The 14,897-nt window shown below is 35.0% G+C and carries 12 protein-coding genes; 2 read left to right on the top strand and 10 right to left on the bottom strand.

Annotation, left to right across the window (positions count from 1 at the left end):
- Nucleotides 1-240 precede the first annotated feature (240 nt).
- The 7 genes from gltX to FH144_RS09445 all read right to left on the bottom strand — a co-directional run bounded on the left by gltX (nt 241) and on the right by FH144_RS09445 (nt 9,275).
- Nucleotides 241-1,695, bottom strand: coding sequence for a glutamate--tRNA ligase (gene gltX / locus FH144_RS09475; RefSeq protein ID WP_242315408.1), 1,455 nt, complete (start codon nt 1,693-1,695; stop codon nt 241-243).
- A gap of 370 nt (nt 1,696-2,065) precedes the next feature.
- Nucleotides 2,066-3,133, bottom strand: coding sequence for a PIN/TRAM domain-containing protein (locus tag FH144_RS09470; protein ID WP_242315406.1), 1,068 nt, complete (start codon nt 3,131-3,133; stop codon nt 2,066-2,068).
- 26 nt (nt 3,134-3,159) lie between these two features.
- Nucleotides 3,160-4,524: a DNA repair protein RadA gene (gene radA / locus FH144_RS09465; protein ID WP_242315403.1), complete on the bottom strand. Its 1,365-nt coding sequence runs from the start codon at nt 4,522-4,524 to the stop codon at nt 3,160-3,162.
- A 210-nt stretch (nt 4,525-4,734) separates the two neighbouring features.
- A complete protein-coding gene (locus FH144_RS09460) occupies nt 4,735-7,209 on the bottom strand; it encodes an ATP-dependent Clp protease ATP-binding subunit (protein ID WP_242315402.1) in 2,475 nt (824 codons plus the stop codon).
- Between the two features lie 15 nt (nt 7,210-7,224).
- On the bottom strand, nt 7,225-8,232 hold the full coding sequence (locus FH144_RS09455) for a protein arginine kinase (protein ID WP_242315400.1): 1,008 nt from the start codon (nt 8,230-8,232) through the stop codon (nt 7,225-7,227).
- Nucleotides 8,225-8,788 carry a UvrB/UvrC motif-containing protein gene (locus tag FH144_RS09450; protein WP_242315398.1) on the bottom strand — a complete coding sequence of 188 codons (564 nt, stop codon included), beginning with the start codon at nt 8,786-8,788 and terminating at the stop codon, nt 8,225-8,227. Before FH144_RS09450 ends, FH144_RS09455 begins: the two co-directional genes overlap by 8 nt.
- Before the next feature lie 25 nt (nt 8,789-8,813).
- Nucleotides 8,814-9,275 (bottom strand): CtsR family transcriptional regulator, encoded by a 462-nt coding sequence (locus FH144_RS09445; protein ID WP_107507823.1) that lies wholly within the window; start codon nt 9,273-9,275, stop codon nt 8,814-8,816.
- Nucleotides 9,276-9,430: 155 nt separating this feature from the next.
- Between FH144_RS09445 and FH144_RS09440 the strand changes: the two genes are divergently transcribed.
- Nucleotides 9,431-10,645: a NupC/NupG family nucleoside CNT transporter gene (locus FH144_RS09440; RefSeq protein WP_242315395.1), complete on the top strand. Its 1,215-nt coding sequence runs from the start codon at nt 9,431-9,433 to the stop codon at nt 10,643-10,645.
- Between the two features lie 79 nt (nt 10,646-10,724).
- On the opposite strand, the gene pdxT is transcribed toward FH144_RS09440, so the two are convergent.
- Together pdxT and pdxS are read right to left on the bottom strand one after the other, a co-directional pair.
- On the bottom strand, nt 10,725-11,279 hold the full coding sequence (pdxT, locus tag FH144_RS09435; protein WP_242315393.1) for a pyridoxal 5'-phosphate synthase glutaminase subunit PdxT: 555 nt from the start codon (nt 11,277-11,279) through the stop codon (nt 10,725-10,727).
- A 3-nt stretch (nt 11,280-11,282) separates the two neighbouring features.
- Entirely contained in the window at nt 11,283-12,170 is an 888-nt protein-coding gene (pdxS, locus tag FH144_RS09430; protein WP_107507820.1) for a pyridoxal 5'-phosphate synthase lyase subunit PdxS, read from the bottom strand.
- A 98-nt stretch (nt 12,171-12,268) separates the two neighbouring features.
- Here pdxS and pdxR point away from each other — a divergent pair, with 98 nt between their 5' ends.
- Complete coding sequence (pdxR, locus tag FH144_RS09425) at nt 12,269-13,633, top strand: MocR-like pyridoxine biosynthesis transcription factor PdxR (RefSeq protein ID WP_242315391.1); 1,365 nt, start codon at nt 12,269-12,271, stop codon at nt 13,631-13,633.
- 342 nt (nt 13,634-13,975) lie between these two features.
- Here pdxR and fosB read toward each other — a convergent pair whose 3' ends face one another.
- Nucleotides 13,976-14,395: a FosB/FosD family fosfomycin resistance bacillithiol transferase gene (fosB, locus tag FH144_RS09420; RefSeq protein WP_198610816.1), complete on the bottom strand. Its 420-nt coding sequence runs from the start codon at nt 14,393-14,395 to the stop codon at nt 13,976-13,978.
- Nucleotides 14,396-14,897: the final 502 nt, after the last annotated feature.

The following is a 14,897-nucleotide window of genomic DNA, read 5'->3' as shown; positions in this document are numbered from 1 at the left end:
TTCAAGTCGATTACCTAGCAAGTCTTTATCATACTCATTTCTTTATTAACTTAAATTATACAAAGGTGCATTCAATATCGACTATGATGTGCTCACAGCAACCGCACACTCTCTGAATTCATGGTCATATATTTACTAATCCTTTGAAACACTTTCAACCTAATCATATGAGCTTTAGGATAATTTTTCAAGTCTAATTATATTTAATTTTCACCTTTAAAAAATTACATCTGCTCATTTTTAAACGTATTGTTTTAAACGTGATAAAACTTTATCTCTACCTAATACTTCAATCGTATTTGGTAATTCAGGTCCATGCATTTGGCCAGTTACCGCTACACGGATAGGCATAAATAATTGTTTACCTTTGATGCCTGTTTCTTTTTGAACTTCTTTTATTGTTTTCTTAATTTCAGCAGCTTCGAAAGGTTCTAAAGCTTCTAATTTGCCATATAAATGACTCATTAATTCTGGAACTTGTTCTCCATTAATCACTTCTTGTTCTTCTTCGCCTAATTCAGGCATTTCTTTAAAGAACATTTCAGATAATGGCACAATTTCTCCAGCATAACTCATTTCTTTTTGATAAAGTGCTACAAGTTTGCGACCCCAATCTTGATCCTCTTCGCTAGGATCTTCAGGAATTAAGTTTGCTTTAATTAAATGAGGTAATGCAAGTTGGAATACTGTTTCAGTATCTTTAGTCTTCATATATTGGTTGTTAACCCAAGCAAGTTTTTGTCTATCAAACATTGCTGGTGATTTAGAAAGACGTTTTTCATCAAAGATTTTAATAAATTCTTCTTTAGAATAAATTTCATCTTCGCCTTCAGGTGACCAACCTAATAACGTAATAAAGTTAAATAATGCTTCTGGTAAGTATCCTAAATCACGGTATTGCTCGATGAATTGTAAGATTTGACCATCACGTTTACTTAATTTTTTACGTTCTTCATTAACAATTAATGACATATGGCCGAAACGAGGTGGTTCCCAACCAAATGCTTCATAAATCATTAATTGTTTAGGTGTATTAGACACGTGGTCATCTCCACGGATAACATCTGTAATTTCCATATAATGATCGTCGATTGCTACTGCAAAGTTATAAGTTGGAATACCATCTTTCTTCACAATAACCCAGTCGCCCATATTGTTAGAGTCAAATGAGATTTCACCCTTAACCATGTCATTGAACGTATACGTTTGATCTTGAGGTACACGGAATCTAATTGCCGGTTTACGACCTTCCGCTTCAAATTGTTGGCGTTCTTCTTCAGTTAAATGAGCGTGTTTACCACCATAACGAGGCATTTCACCACGTGCTAATTGTTCTTCACGTTCTTTTTCTAACTCATCTTCAGTCATATAACATTTATAAGCTTTGTCTTCATCTAATAATTGTTGAATTAATGGATTGTAAATATCTCCACGTTCAGACTGACGATAAGGACCATAACCTTTATCTTTGTCGATAGATTCGTCCCAGTCTAGTCCTAACCATCTTAAATTATCAAATTGTGAAGATTCACCATCTTCAAGGTTACGTTTACTATCTGTATCTTCTATACGTACGACGAAATCACCATCGTAGTGTTTAGCAAATAAATAGTTAAATAATGCTGTTCTCGCATTACCAATGTGTAAGTATCCAGTTGGACTTGGCGCATATCTCACTCTTACGCGTTCACTCATTATATTCACTCCTATAATATTGATTTATTCTTAAATAACGAATTCGTTCATTTTATCTAATATTGACGGATATTAAACGTCTTACCTTCGTATTTATAACTCGTTAAGAAACATCTTCTTTCCATTAGAAAAAAGCTATCCCAAACCATCATTAATGACTCGTTTTCGAATAACTTTCCTCTCCATTCTCATCTTAGATAAAACTTCGCATTTCTACATTATTGTAGCACTAAATATGTACTTTGATAAGTCACATGTTCTTGCTCAACTTCCGTTCATCACTACTTCTTTAAGCCGACATAATCCCGGACTTTATTTTTGAAAAGTGTCGCACTAAAGCCAACGTTTCACATGAAACGCTATGCCATGCCTACACTATATCGTCTATCTTTTTAGCAAATATAATACGTCCTGAAGAAGTTTGTAATAAACTAATCACTTCTAAATCGACATGTTTACCTACAAGTTGCTTAGCATTATCGACAACAACCATTGTGCCGTCATCAAGATAACCTACGCCTTGACCAGGCTCTTTGCCCATTTTCGTAAGTAGAATATTAATGTGGTCGCCTTGGTGTAAATTCGGTTTAATCGCCTCAGATAAATCATTAACATTCAACGCTTTAATCCCTTGTACATGACATACTTTATTCAAGTTAAAATCAGTTGTAATAACATGGGCATGATATGTCTGAGCTAACTTAATTAATAATTCGTCTATGTCACTATGCGATGTTTGTGGATGAATCACATGTGTCGGATAATCTAAGTCATGTAATTGATTTAAGATATCTAAACCACGTTGTCCTTTTTCACGTTTAACACTATCATTGGCATCAGCCACTACCTGTAATTCATTAATCACGCCTTGTGGAATGAGAATTTCACCGTCAATAAACCCACATCGTATAATATCTAAAATACGACCATCAATAATTGCACTTGTGTCTAATAATTTAGGCACTGCGCTGACATTGCTTTTAGACATAGAGCGCGCCATATTCTCAGGCAAAAACGACAACATCTCGTCGCGCTTTTTCAAACCAAATTGGAATCCCAAATAACACAATAAGAGTGTGATAATGAGCGGTATCAGATGGTTTAAGATAGAGTTGCCAATAATTTCTAAAATAAAGGACGCCATTACTGAAATAAATAGTCCGATGATTAGACCTAGTGTCGCAAATAAAATTTCTACTGCACTACGTCGCATAATCCAATGTTCCACCGTTTTAAGCGTACGTGTAACTTTATTAATAAATAATCCAAATATTAGGAAGAAAAGAAGTATACCAATTAAACCATCAACGTAATAATTGGTTAAAATAGGATAGTTATTAATATTTAAGTCACGCACTATTTCTGGTATTAACAAAATACCAAGAGCAGCTCCAAGAATAATGTAGATAATGACTACTATTCCTTTTAAAACTTTCATAAATTTCACCTCTTTTGCTATCCTATTTAAGATTTAAACGCATATTTAAGCGCTTCATGAACGGTAGACACACCTACTACGCGAATACCTTCAGGAAACGTCCATCCTCCGATATTAGTTTGTGGAATAACCACTCTTTCAAATCCTAACTTAGCTGCCTCTTGCACACGTTGTTCGATACGAGATACACGTCTCACTTCTCCCGTTAAGCCGACTTCACCAATATAACAATCTAAGCCATCTACTGCTTTGTCTTTAAAGCTAGAAGCTGTTGCTACGATGATACTTAAATCTACTGCCGGTTCAGTTAAACGTACGCCACCAGCTACTTTGATATAGGCATCTTGTTGTTGAAGTAAATAATTCTCCTTCTTCTCTAGAACTGCCATTAATAAACTCAATCGATTATGGTCAACACCTGTAGCCATACGTCGTGGATTGTTAAAGGTAGTTGGTGTTACTAAAGACTGTACTTCAATAAGTAACGGTCGTGTGCCTTCCATAGTTGCTACAATTGTCGAACCAGGTACATTGGTCGAACGTTCTTCTAAAAACATTTCAGATGGGTTTTGAACACCTTTTAAACCACTTTGTTTCATTTCGAAAATGCCCATTTCATTAGTTGAACCAAAGCGGTTTTTAACTGCTCTCAAAATTCGGTAAGCATGGTGTTCATCACCTTCAAAATACAATACCGTATCTACCATATGTTCTAATAAACGTGGTCCAGCAATTTGACCTTCTTTCGTTACATGTCCGACAATAAAAGTCGCAATATTCATTTGTTTAGCAATATTCATCAAGCTCTGTGTACTTTCTCGAACTTGTGATACTGAACCAGGTGCCGAACTAATCTCAGGGTGATAAATAGTTTGAATCGAATCCACGACTAATATGTCGGGTTGTTCTTGTTGAACGGTCTGGTGAATAACTTCTAAGTCTGTTTCAGCTAAAACATTTAAATTACTCGAATCTTCTTCTAAACGCTCAGCACGTAATTTAGTTTGATTGAGTGATTCTTCACCTGTTATGTATAAAACATTCAACTTTTGTGATAATGATGCGCAAATTTGTAGTAATAACGTGGACTTCCCAATACCTGGGTCCCCGCCGATTAATACTAAAGATCCACTAACAATTCCTCCGCCTAATACGCGGTTAAATTCTGTCGATGCTGTTTGTACTCTTGGAGTTGCTTCATGCTTAATACTGTTTAATTTTTGTACTTTTGCGCTCGACTCTTTCGCCTTCACGCCATGTTTAGGATTTGAAGCTTTCTCTACAATTTCCTCCATTTGGTTCCATGCGCCACAATTCGGACATTTACCCATCCATTTTGGAGATTGATAGCCACAAGCCATACATTCGAAAATTACTTTCTTTTTGGCCAAAATTGCACCTCCGATTTTTCTTTGAACAAATCTATTTTATATGTATAGGATAATAATGACAAATGTAAAGACAGATAAGAGGCTAAAGACCTTTATGTAATGCTTTCACTTTTTAATTGAGCTTTTATTTTCAATATTAAAATAAAAAAAGCGAGAACAGAAATCTTAATTATAAAGATTTCTGTCTCACTCTTCTACTACGGCATTGTTCTATGCTTCAGTTTCAGATGTTTCTTTTTCATCTTTTGAAGATGCAGTGTCTCTATCATGGATGTCATATTTAAATTCTTTATCATCATGATCGATGATAACTTCTTTACCTTCAATTTTATTGCCATCTAAAATCAATTCACTAAGGTTATCTTCTACTGTTTTTTGGATAGCTCTGATTAATGGACGTGCACCATATTCAGGGTCATAACCTTCTTCGGCGATTTTTTCTTTCGCTTTATCAGTAACTTTGATATTAATGTCTTGTTCTGAAAGACGTTTAGTTAATTTATTAACCATCATCGTTACAATTTCTTTTAATTCATCTTTAGACAATTTGTGGAAGACGATAATATCATCTACACGGTTTAAGAATTCTGGACGGAATGCATTTTTAAGTTCTTTCATCATTGTTTTACGAATTGTTTCGTAGTCATGACCTTCTGAACCGCCACCGAATCCTGCAAAACGTTGGTCTTGTAATTCTTGTGCTCCAACGTTTGATGTCATAATAATCACAGTGTTACGGAAGTCTACTTGACGACCTTTTGTATCTGTTAAATGACCATCATCTAATACTTGTAAAAGAATGTTGAATACATCTGGATGTGCTTTTTCAATTTCATCGAATAGAATAACTGAATAAGGTTTGCGTCTTACTTTTTCAGTTAATTGGCCACCATCATCATGACCTACATAGCCTGGAGGCGCTCCGACTAAACGGCTCACTGCATGTTTCTCCATAAACTCACTCATGTCGACACGAATCATTGCATCTTCTTCACCGAACATTGATTCAGCTAGAGCGCGTGCTAATTCAGTTTTACCTACGCCTGTTGGTCCTAAGAAGATAAAGCTACCAATTGGACGTTTAGGGTCTTTTAAGCCTGCACGTGCACGACGTACCGCTTTACTGATAGATGTTACAGCATCGTTTTGACCGATAACACGACTATGCAGTGTATCTTCTAGGTTTAATAAGCGATCTGATTCAGTTTCATTAATTTTAGTTAATGGGATACCAGTCCATCCTGCAATAACCTCTGCAATATCTTCTTGAGATAGTGATGTAGACTGACCACCTTGTGAAGTTTGCCATTCGTTTTTAGCATCTTCATATTGTTTTTCTAATTTAGTTTGTTTATCTCTTAAATTAGCTGCATTTTCAAATTCTTGTGCATGTACAGCTGCATCTTTTTCATTTTTAACTTTTTCGATTTCTTGTTCAATTTCTTTTAAGTTATTAGGTGTTGTATGACTTTTTAGTCGTACTTTTGAACTAGCTTCATCTATTAAGTCAATCGCTTTGTCTGGTAAGAAGCGATCTGAAATGTAACGGTTACTTAATTTTGCAGCCGCTTCAACTGCTTCATCAGAAATATTGATGCGGTGATGGGCTTCGTAACGGTCACGTAAGCCTTTTAAGATAGCAATAGTATCTTCTACAGTAGGCTCACCTACTTGAATAGGTTGGAAACGACGTTCTAACGCAGCATCTTTTTCGATGTTTTTACGATATTCATCTAAAGTCGTTGCACCGATACATTGTAATTCACCACGTGCTAACGCTGGTTTTAAAATATTTGAAGCGTCGATAGCACCTTCAGCACCACCGGCACCTACTAACGTATGCAATTCATCAATGAATAAAATAACATTACCTGCTTGATGAATTTCTTCCATTACTTTTTTCAAACGTTCTTCAAATTCACCACGATATTTAGTACCAGCTACAACCGTACCCATATCTAATGACATTACACGTTTACTTTTAAGTGACTCTGGTACTTCACTATTCACAATTGCTTGTGCTAAACCTTCTGCAATCGCTGTTTTACCTACACCAGGTTCACCAATGAGTACAGGGTTGTTTTTAGTACGACGGCTTAACACTTCAATGACACGTGTAATTTCTTTATCTCTGCCGACTACTGGATCTAACGTACCGTCTTTAGCTATTACTGTTAAATCACGTGCTAAGCTATCTAAAGTTGGCGTATTGTTTGATTTGTTAGCTGTTGCATTTTTATTAGTCATTTCTGGGCTACCTAAAGCTTTAACAACTTGAGCACGTGCTTTAGTAATGTTTAAATCTAGATTAGCGAATACGCGAGCTGCTACGCCTTCATTTTCACGGATTAAACCTAATAAAATATGCTCAGTACCTACAAAATTATGGTGTAACTTTCTCGCTTCATCCATTGAAAGTTCAATTACTTTCTTCGCTCTTGGTGTATAGTGCAATTTACCTGTTTGTTCTTGGCCGTGACCAATTAGTTTCTCTACTTCTTCGATGACTTTATCTTCAGTGATATTGAAACTTTCTAATACTTTAGCTGCAATACCTTCTGGTTCTTTCATCAATCCAAGTAATAAGTGTTCTGTACCGATATTAGAATGGTTCAAGCGAATTGCTTCTTCTTGTGCATGTGCTAAAACACGTTGCGCACGTTCAGTTAATCTACCAAATAGCATATATCTTTGTACCTCCTATTTTATATGTTCCCTTAATATATCCGCTCTTTTTTCATTTACTGATATAGTTTCATCTTCATCGTTATATAGGAATGCCGATTGAATACTTACCATTAATTTATTAAACTTAAAATCTTCTAAAGTAAGGTATCCTAAATCAATTCCTAATTTCACTTCACTTAATCGATAAGATGCTTCTTCCATTGAAATCATTCGACAATTTTGCAAAATACCGAGTGAGCGGTAGATGCGGTCTAATGTTTCAAGTTCATTATATTGAGTTAAACGTTCACGAATTTGTATTTCTTCATTAATTATCTGTTGAACAACTTCAGTTAAATTTTCAATAATCTCTTCTTCTGTTTTACCAAGTGTGAGTTGATTTGAAACTTGGTAAATATGGCCATAAACTTGTGAGCCTTCTCCATATATACCTCGAATCGTAAAACCGAAACGATTTATCGTTTGGGCGATACGGTTCATACGCTTCATTATAGACAAGCCAGGTAAGTGGAGCATTACACTTGCTCGCATACCCGTACCGATATTTGTTGAACATGTGGTTAAATATCCTAACTGCTCGTCATAGCTAATCTCTAAAGATTCATCGAGTGTATTATCAATCTCAGAAGCTTTGTCATATAGCTCATGAAGCGTTAAGTCATTACCCATTGCTTGAACACGAATATGGTCTTCTTCATTAATCATAATACTTATCGACTCATCTTCGTTTAACAATACTGCTGAAGCTGGCTGTTTAATTAACTCTGGGCTAATTAGGTGTTTAGCTACCAACTTCATTTTATTCTGTTGATCCATCATATCGAGACGCATAAGCGATAAATCTGGTAATGCATCTTGAACTTCGTTGATGACCCTAAAGCCGGCTTGCTCAGATGGAAACATTAACGGGTGAACATGATTCTCTAAGTTTCTGGCTAATCGAATACGCGATGACATTACAATCGGTGACTCGGCAGTTTCTTTCATCCATTCACTTATAGGCGTATTAATATCACTCATTAGGTTCCACCCCACTCTCCTCTTTCAAAGCCTTAATTTCATCTCGAATTACCGCTGCCTCTTCAAAGTTTTGTTCTTCAATTAAGGTATTTAAATACTTCGTTTTTTCTTCAATTTGTTTCTTGATTGCAAGTTTCTTATGCGAAGAACGAGGTGTTTTACCTACGTGTTCAATTTGTCCTCCTTGCACACGTCTCACAATGTTTACAATGTCATCTTTAAACGTCGCATAACAATTGGCACATCCAAATTTCCCTACATGCGCAATATCTTTTAACGTCATGTTACATGTAGGACATCGTTTTTCTTCTTGAAAAGCTACTTCATGAAAATTAATTCCATGTTTAGCCGCCAAATGTTGCAATATTTGTTTTACGACAAATGCTTCTTCAATGTCATCCTGGAACTGTGAATATGAGGAAGTAGAGTCATTCTGTTGCCAAGGGTTATCACCCTCTGCACATATTGAACATACCCATTTTTCAGAAGTTCCTTCTTTACTTTTAACTGTGAGTTTAACCTCTGCTTCATTTAAATGACAATTTTCGCAAAGCACACATAGACACCTCGCTTTTTCTCTATTAATAGTAATTAATAATTGGTAATAATCGTTTCAAGATGTTAGCTCTAATGATATCTCGTGCCACCACATCCATTTTTAATGTTTCGCGATCGACAATGACGTGAATCATTCGAGCTTCTCTTTCACTAATTAAGCCTTTATCCAATAGACCATCTATAATGTAATATGCCTGTTGTTGTGAGATTGATGGGCCTATTAAACGCATTAAATGATTAATATATCCTGTTGCATCTTTATTTTCAATTTTAGTGATTCGGATGTAACCTCCGCCACCACGTTTACTTTCTATTTCATAGCCATGTTCATTTGTAAATCTTGTTTTAATAACATAATTTAATTGAGAAGGTACACAGTCGAAACGTTGAGCAATATTTGCCCGTTGAATTTCTACCACGTCTTCATTAGTTTCTTCAAATAATTTTTTAATGTACTGTTCTATGATGTCAGACATGTTGTGCATGATTTACCACCTCTTTTGACCTTCTTTGACTATATTATAGGAGCATCTTTGACCTTTTTCAACCAATTTGTTTTTTAATTATTAAAAAATTAGGATGTTACATTTACTAATTTAATGTATTATATTAGGTAAATAAAAGATAAAGGAGTAGAGTTATGCATATTCTCATTGGGATTATTGGGATTATTTTCTTTTTAGCGCTTGCATTCTTATTTAGCTCTGACAGAAAAAATATTCGTTGGCAATATGTGGGTATATTGCTTGTTATCCAACTTGTTTTTGCGTTCATTTTATTAAAAACAACAGCAGGTATTACAGTTATCGGTGGCATTTCAGAGGGATTTAACTACTTATTACAGAAAGCAGCAGAAGGGGTTAACTTTGTATTTGGCGGATTTAAATATGTCGATCCAAAAAATCCACCATTCTTCTTTAACGTGCTGTTACCAATCGTCTTTATTTCAGCATTGATCGGTATTTTACAATATACTCGAATTTTGCCATGGATTATTAATGTTTTAGGATTCTTAATCTCTAAAATCAACGGTATGGGACGTTTAGAATCATACAATGCAGTTGCAGCAGCAATCTTAGGACAATCAGAAGTTTTCATTTCTTTAAAAAAACAATTACCTTACATACCTAAACACCGTTTATATACTTTAACGGCTTCGGCAATGTCTACTGTTTCAGCGTCAATCATTGGTGCTTACTTCAGTCTAATTGAACCTAAATATGTCGTTACTGCCGTAGTATTAAACTTATTCGGTGGTTTCATCATCGCATCTATCATTAACCCTTATAAAGTTAATGAAGAAGAAGATAAACTATTAGTTGATGAAAGCGAAACTAGAAATCAATCGTTCTTCGAAATGTTAGGGGAATACATTTTAGACGGTTTCAAAGTTGCCGTTATCGTAGGCGCAATGTTAATCGGTTATATCGCTATTATTGCATTATTAAATGGTATTGTAGGCGGTATATTCAGCCTAATCTCTGGCGGTACTATTAATTGGGACTTCCAAACATTAATTGGTTTCGTCTTTGCTCCATTAGCCTTCTTAGCTGGTGTACCTTGGCAAGATGCAGTACAGTCTGGCTCAGTTATGGCGACTAAATTATTATCTAACGAATTCGTTGCGATGCAATCACTAGGTGACCTTAAAGGCATCTCTGAGCATGCGAAAGGTGTTACATCAGTATTCTTAGTATCATTCGCTAACTTTAGCTCAATTGGTATTATTTCAGGTGCCATTAAATCACTTAACTCTGAAAAAGGTGACGTCGTAGCTCGCTTTGGTCTTAAGTTATTATTTGGTGCGACATTAGTATCATTTATTTCAGCAACAATCGCAGGTTTCTTTATTTAATAAGATACATTATCACAAAAGCTTTATTCTTAAAAAGGAGGCTACTCGAAATTGAGTAGCCTCCTTTTGTCATACTATTTTACTTTACCATATGGTCTATAAAATATTGTGTCACTCTATAATCATCCGTTAGTTCAGGATGGAAAGAAACACCTAAATATTTATCTTGTTTAACGGCAACAATCTTATCTCCAACAGAACTCAATATTTCTACCCCATTTTCCACACTAGAAATATGAGGGGCTCTAATAAATACGCCGTCAATATCTTCAGCAATACCTTTAATATCGAGCTCAGCTTCAAAACTATCAACTTGTCTACCGAATGAGTTACGCTCTACTGTAATATCTAATTTCTTTAAATAACCCGTTTCGCCTTCCACGTCTTTAGCAAGCACGATGAGACCTGCGCAAGTACCAAACATTGGTAAGTCAGATTGTTGTAACTTTTCTTTAAAACCATATAAATCCATTAATCGTCTTAAAGTGGTAGATTCTCCACCAGGAATAATTAATCCATCGATGTCGTCTAACTGTTCAACTCTTTTTACAGCAATGCCTTCGTGACCACTAAGTTCAATGTGACGAATGTGTTCACGTACCGCACCTTGTAACGCTAATACACCTATTTTCATATATTACCAACCACGCTCTTGCATACGTTCTTCTAATGAAATTTGGTTAATATCTAAACCTTTCATTGCAGTACCTAGCTCAGCAGCTAATTTTCCAATAAGTTCGTAATCTTGATAGTGTGTAGTGGCTTGTACGATTGCTTTAGCAAATTTTTCAGGATCATCTGATTTGAAAATTCCTGAACCTACAAACACACCGTCAGCGCCTAATTCCATCATTAACGCTGCATCTTGAGGTGTCGCCACGCCACCTGCTGCAAAGTTAACGACTGGTAAACGACCGTTATCTTTAATTTGTTTTAATACTTCGTAAGGCGCACCTAAGTCTTTCGCATATGTCATGATTTCATCATCATTCATTACTACTAAGCGACTCACTTCAGAGTTAACCTTTCTCATGTGTCTAACAGCTTCTACAATATTACCAGTACCTGGTTCCCCTTTAGTACGTAACATTGCTGCACCTTCGCCAATACGACGAGCAGCTTCACCTAAATTACGGCAACCACAAACAAATGGAACTGTAAATTGGTCTTTTCTTAAATGATATTCTTCGTCAGCAGGTGTTAAAACTTCAGACTCATCAATATAGTCTACTCCCATAGCTTCTAATACACGTGCTTCAGTAATATGACCAATACGTGCTTTAGCCATAACAGGGATAGACACTGCATTCATTACTTCTTCTACAATTTTAGGATTAGCGCTACGTGCTACTCCACCAGCTGCTCTAATATCAGATGGTACACGTTCTAAAGCCATTACTGCTACAGCGCCTGCTTCTTCAGCAATTTTAGCTTGTTCTGCATTAACAACGTCCATAATAACGCCGCCTTTTTGCATTTCAGCCATTCCTCGTTTAACTCGTTCAGATCCTACAATTTTAGACATACAATAAACCCCTTTTCCAATTGATTAAACCCATTTTATGATATAAACTGATATTTAAAAAGGTGCAATTTATTTATAAATATAGGGGCCAGTTTTATATGTCTAAAAAACAAAAGTTATATTTATCATTGTATAAAAAATTGAAAAATCAAATTATAGAAGGACAATATCAGTCAGATGATAAGTTTCCTTCTAAACGCCAACTTAGTGAACATTTGTCATTAAGTCACACCACTATTGAACATGCTTACCAATTATTACTAGATGAAGGCTTTATTTATTCAAAACCACGTTCAGGTTATTATGTTTCAGATATTCAATCTCTACCTATTATTAATGTACGTGATACTCATACGATTGAAGATACTCCTAATACCGCTGATACCGACTATCAATATTATTTTAATTTAGCAGAAATTGACGCAGAGTATTTTCCACTTCATTTATTTAGAAAATATGCGAAAGAAGTCTTCGAGGACGATCAATTAGAACTTTTAGAAAAAGGAGATTTACAGGGGGAGATTGCGTTACGTCAACAAATAGCACATTACTTGTTTAACAGTAGAGGTGTGTCATGTCATCCTAATCAAATCATTATTGGTTCTTCTACCGAACAGTTATTAAATATGGTAATAGAACTTCTTAATGATTCATCATTTATTATAGAAAAACCAAGTTATCCACCAATTAAGCATGTATTAGATAAGCAACAACGCCCTTATATACAAGCTACTGTCGAAGAAGATGGAATTAACACTAGTGAAGTACTTAATTCAAATAATGATATTTTATATATAACACCTTCACATCAATTTCCTACCGGATATGTAATGAATTTAAAAAAGCGCACTCAGCTCATAAAATGGTCACACCAAAAAGTCAGTCGCTATATTATTGAAGATGACTACGATTCAGAATTCAGATATTACGGCAAACCTATTCCAGCACTACAAAATTTAGATAAAAAAGACAAAGTAATTTATATAAGTACATTTTCTAAATCACTGTATCCTAGTTGTCGTATTGCTTACATAGTCTTACCTAATACATTGTTAAGTGAATATCATGCTATGGGCCATAAAGAAAGTAATACTGTACCTGTTCATATTCAACAAATCATTGCTAATTTTATGTCTTCAGGAAGCTTCGAAAGACATTTAAATAAAATGCGTAAAATTTATAGAGAGAAACTAAGCTATATTTTAGATAAACTCACACCTTATCATCATCAACTTCAAATCGAAGGCGCTTTTACAGGCATGCACTTTACTCTTACGGTTAAAAATGGATTGACGTTAGAAGAATGTCTAGAACGAGCACAACAGCTAAAATTAAAATTGAATGTTTATAACTATGACAATCAACCCCAATATGAACCGAAATTTATACTAAGTTTTGGTGGTATTCCTAACGATCAACTTGAATCCCATACCGATACTTTAATTAAAGCATTAACGATATGAGAGAAGTAAAGTAATTGATTGGAACAGAAGTGATAAGAGACATTTCCTTTCAACAAAAAAGAGATTGAGCAACATGTATTGCTTAATCTGGTTCTATACTAAATCGAACTGATGAAAAAATCAGTTCGATTTTTTATGTCTTTAAGAATATAAAAATGGCGCAAATATCTCTATAATTGTAAGTGCCTTAAACCAACAATAAGGAGAGAAATTGCGCCTATATCTGATTGTATATCAAAAATACTTGGAATTAAAGATAAAAATAATCAATTAAAAGAATACATCAGAAGTTAAGTAATTAATTTATGGTAGAAATTTATTTAAACAATTAAACTTTTTGCCTTATTCATAAAATTTCATATGTCTTTTTTCTTCTTTATAATATTCTAACCTATCTTGCAATGTGCCAGTGTGTAGTTCTAATTTATGACCATCTGGATCAGTAAAATAAATTGATTTTTTATCTCTTTTATTTCTCTCACGACCTTCCAATATATAGACCCCATTTGCTTTTAACCATTTGTACCAATCCTCAAATTCAATTTCTTCGATAGTAAAAGCTATATGTGTATACGAACTGTGTATTTCATTTCTAGGTATATTAGTTTCTTCATTCAAAGCAATCCATATACCACCGATTGTAAAATATGCAGTATGATCACCTTCTACTAAAATTTTACCTTTTAAAATATCTCTATAAAATTTTATAGATGCTTTGATATCTGATACTGAAAAAGTAATGTGATTTATAGATTGAATCATAATATCCCCCCGCGTGTATTTAATTCAATCATATTATAAAAATAGGCATAAAAAAAGAAACCTTTAGGCCTCAATATCGGCTCATCCTCTAGCGGAATGTAATCTGCTACCATCGGCGCTATGGAGCTTCCTTTGCTTTGAGGCAAGCGTTCGCATCTTTCTTCATTTTCGTTTCTCGTTGGCTCATTTAGCCCAACTAAACTCGCTGCTCTCTTTCCTCAATTCATCAGCTTCAATCGCTTTCTCTTCGCAAAGCTAAATAGACGCTAACGTGTTCTCTCCGAAGTTTGTGCCGTTTTTTCTTTTAGTTTACTTTCTTTTTGCCTTCGGCTTGAGTTTTATTCATTTTCTTTTACTTAGAAATAGACAAAAAAAAGAGACCTTTCGGTCTCAATATCGGCTCATCGCATCCATACGATTTAATTGCCTGGCAACGTCCTACTCTAGCGGAACGTAAATCCAACTACCATCGGCGCTAAGGAGCTTAACTTCTGTGTTCGGC

Origin of the sequence: Staphylococcus sp. acrmy (assembly GCF_022690565.1) — a bacterium.
GTDB classification, from domain to species: domain Bacteria; phylum Bacillota; class Bacilli; order Staphylococcales; family Staphylococcaceae; genus Staphylococcus; species Staphylococcus caledonicus.
The sequence above is the reverse complement of the archived record's forward strand: the minus strand, read 5'-3'. Positions and strand labels throughout refer to the sequence as shown.

Excerpts from the sequence above, each read along its gene's own strand:
- gltX (WP_242315408.1), bottom strand. The coding sequence starts at position 1,695 with ATGAGTGAACGCGTAAGAGTGAGATATGCGCCAAGTCCAACTGGATAC.
- FH144_RS09470 (WP_242315406.1), bottom strand. The coding sequence starts at position 3,133 with ATGAAAGTTTTAAAAGGAATAGTAGTCATTATCTACATTATTCTTGGA.
- FH144_RS09460 (WP_242315402.1), bottom strand. The coding sequence starts at position 7,209 with ATGCTATTTGGTAGATTAACTGAACGTGCGCAACGTGTTTTAGCACAT.
- FH144_RS09455 (WP_242315400.1), bottom strand. The coding sequence starts at position 8,232 with ATGAGTGATATTAATACGCCTATAAGTGAATGGATGAAAGAAACTGCC.
- FH144_RS09445 (WP_107507823.1), bottom strand. The coding sequence starts at position 9,275 with ATGCACAACATGTCTGACATCATAGAACAGTACATTAAAAAATTATTT.
- FH144_RS09440 (WP_242315395.1), top strand. The coding sequence starts at position 9,431 with ATGCATATTCTCATTGGGATTATTGGGATTATTTTCTTTTTAGCGCTT.
- pdxT (WP_242315393.1), bottom strand. The coding sequence starts at position 11,279 with ATGAAAATAGGTGTATTAGCGTTACAAGGTGCGGTACGTGAACACATT.
- pdxS (WP_107507820.1), bottom strand. The coding sequence starts at position 12,170 with ATGTCTAAAATTGTAGGATCTGAACGAGTTAAACGAGGAATGGCTGAA.
- pdxR (WP_242315391.1), top strand. The coding sequence starts at position 12,269 with ATGTCTAAAAAACAAAAGTTATATTTATCATTGTATAAAAAATTGAAA.
- fosB (WP_198610816.1), bottom strand. The coding sequence starts at position 14,395 with ATGATTCAATCTATAAATCACATTACTTTTTCAGTATCAGATATCAAA.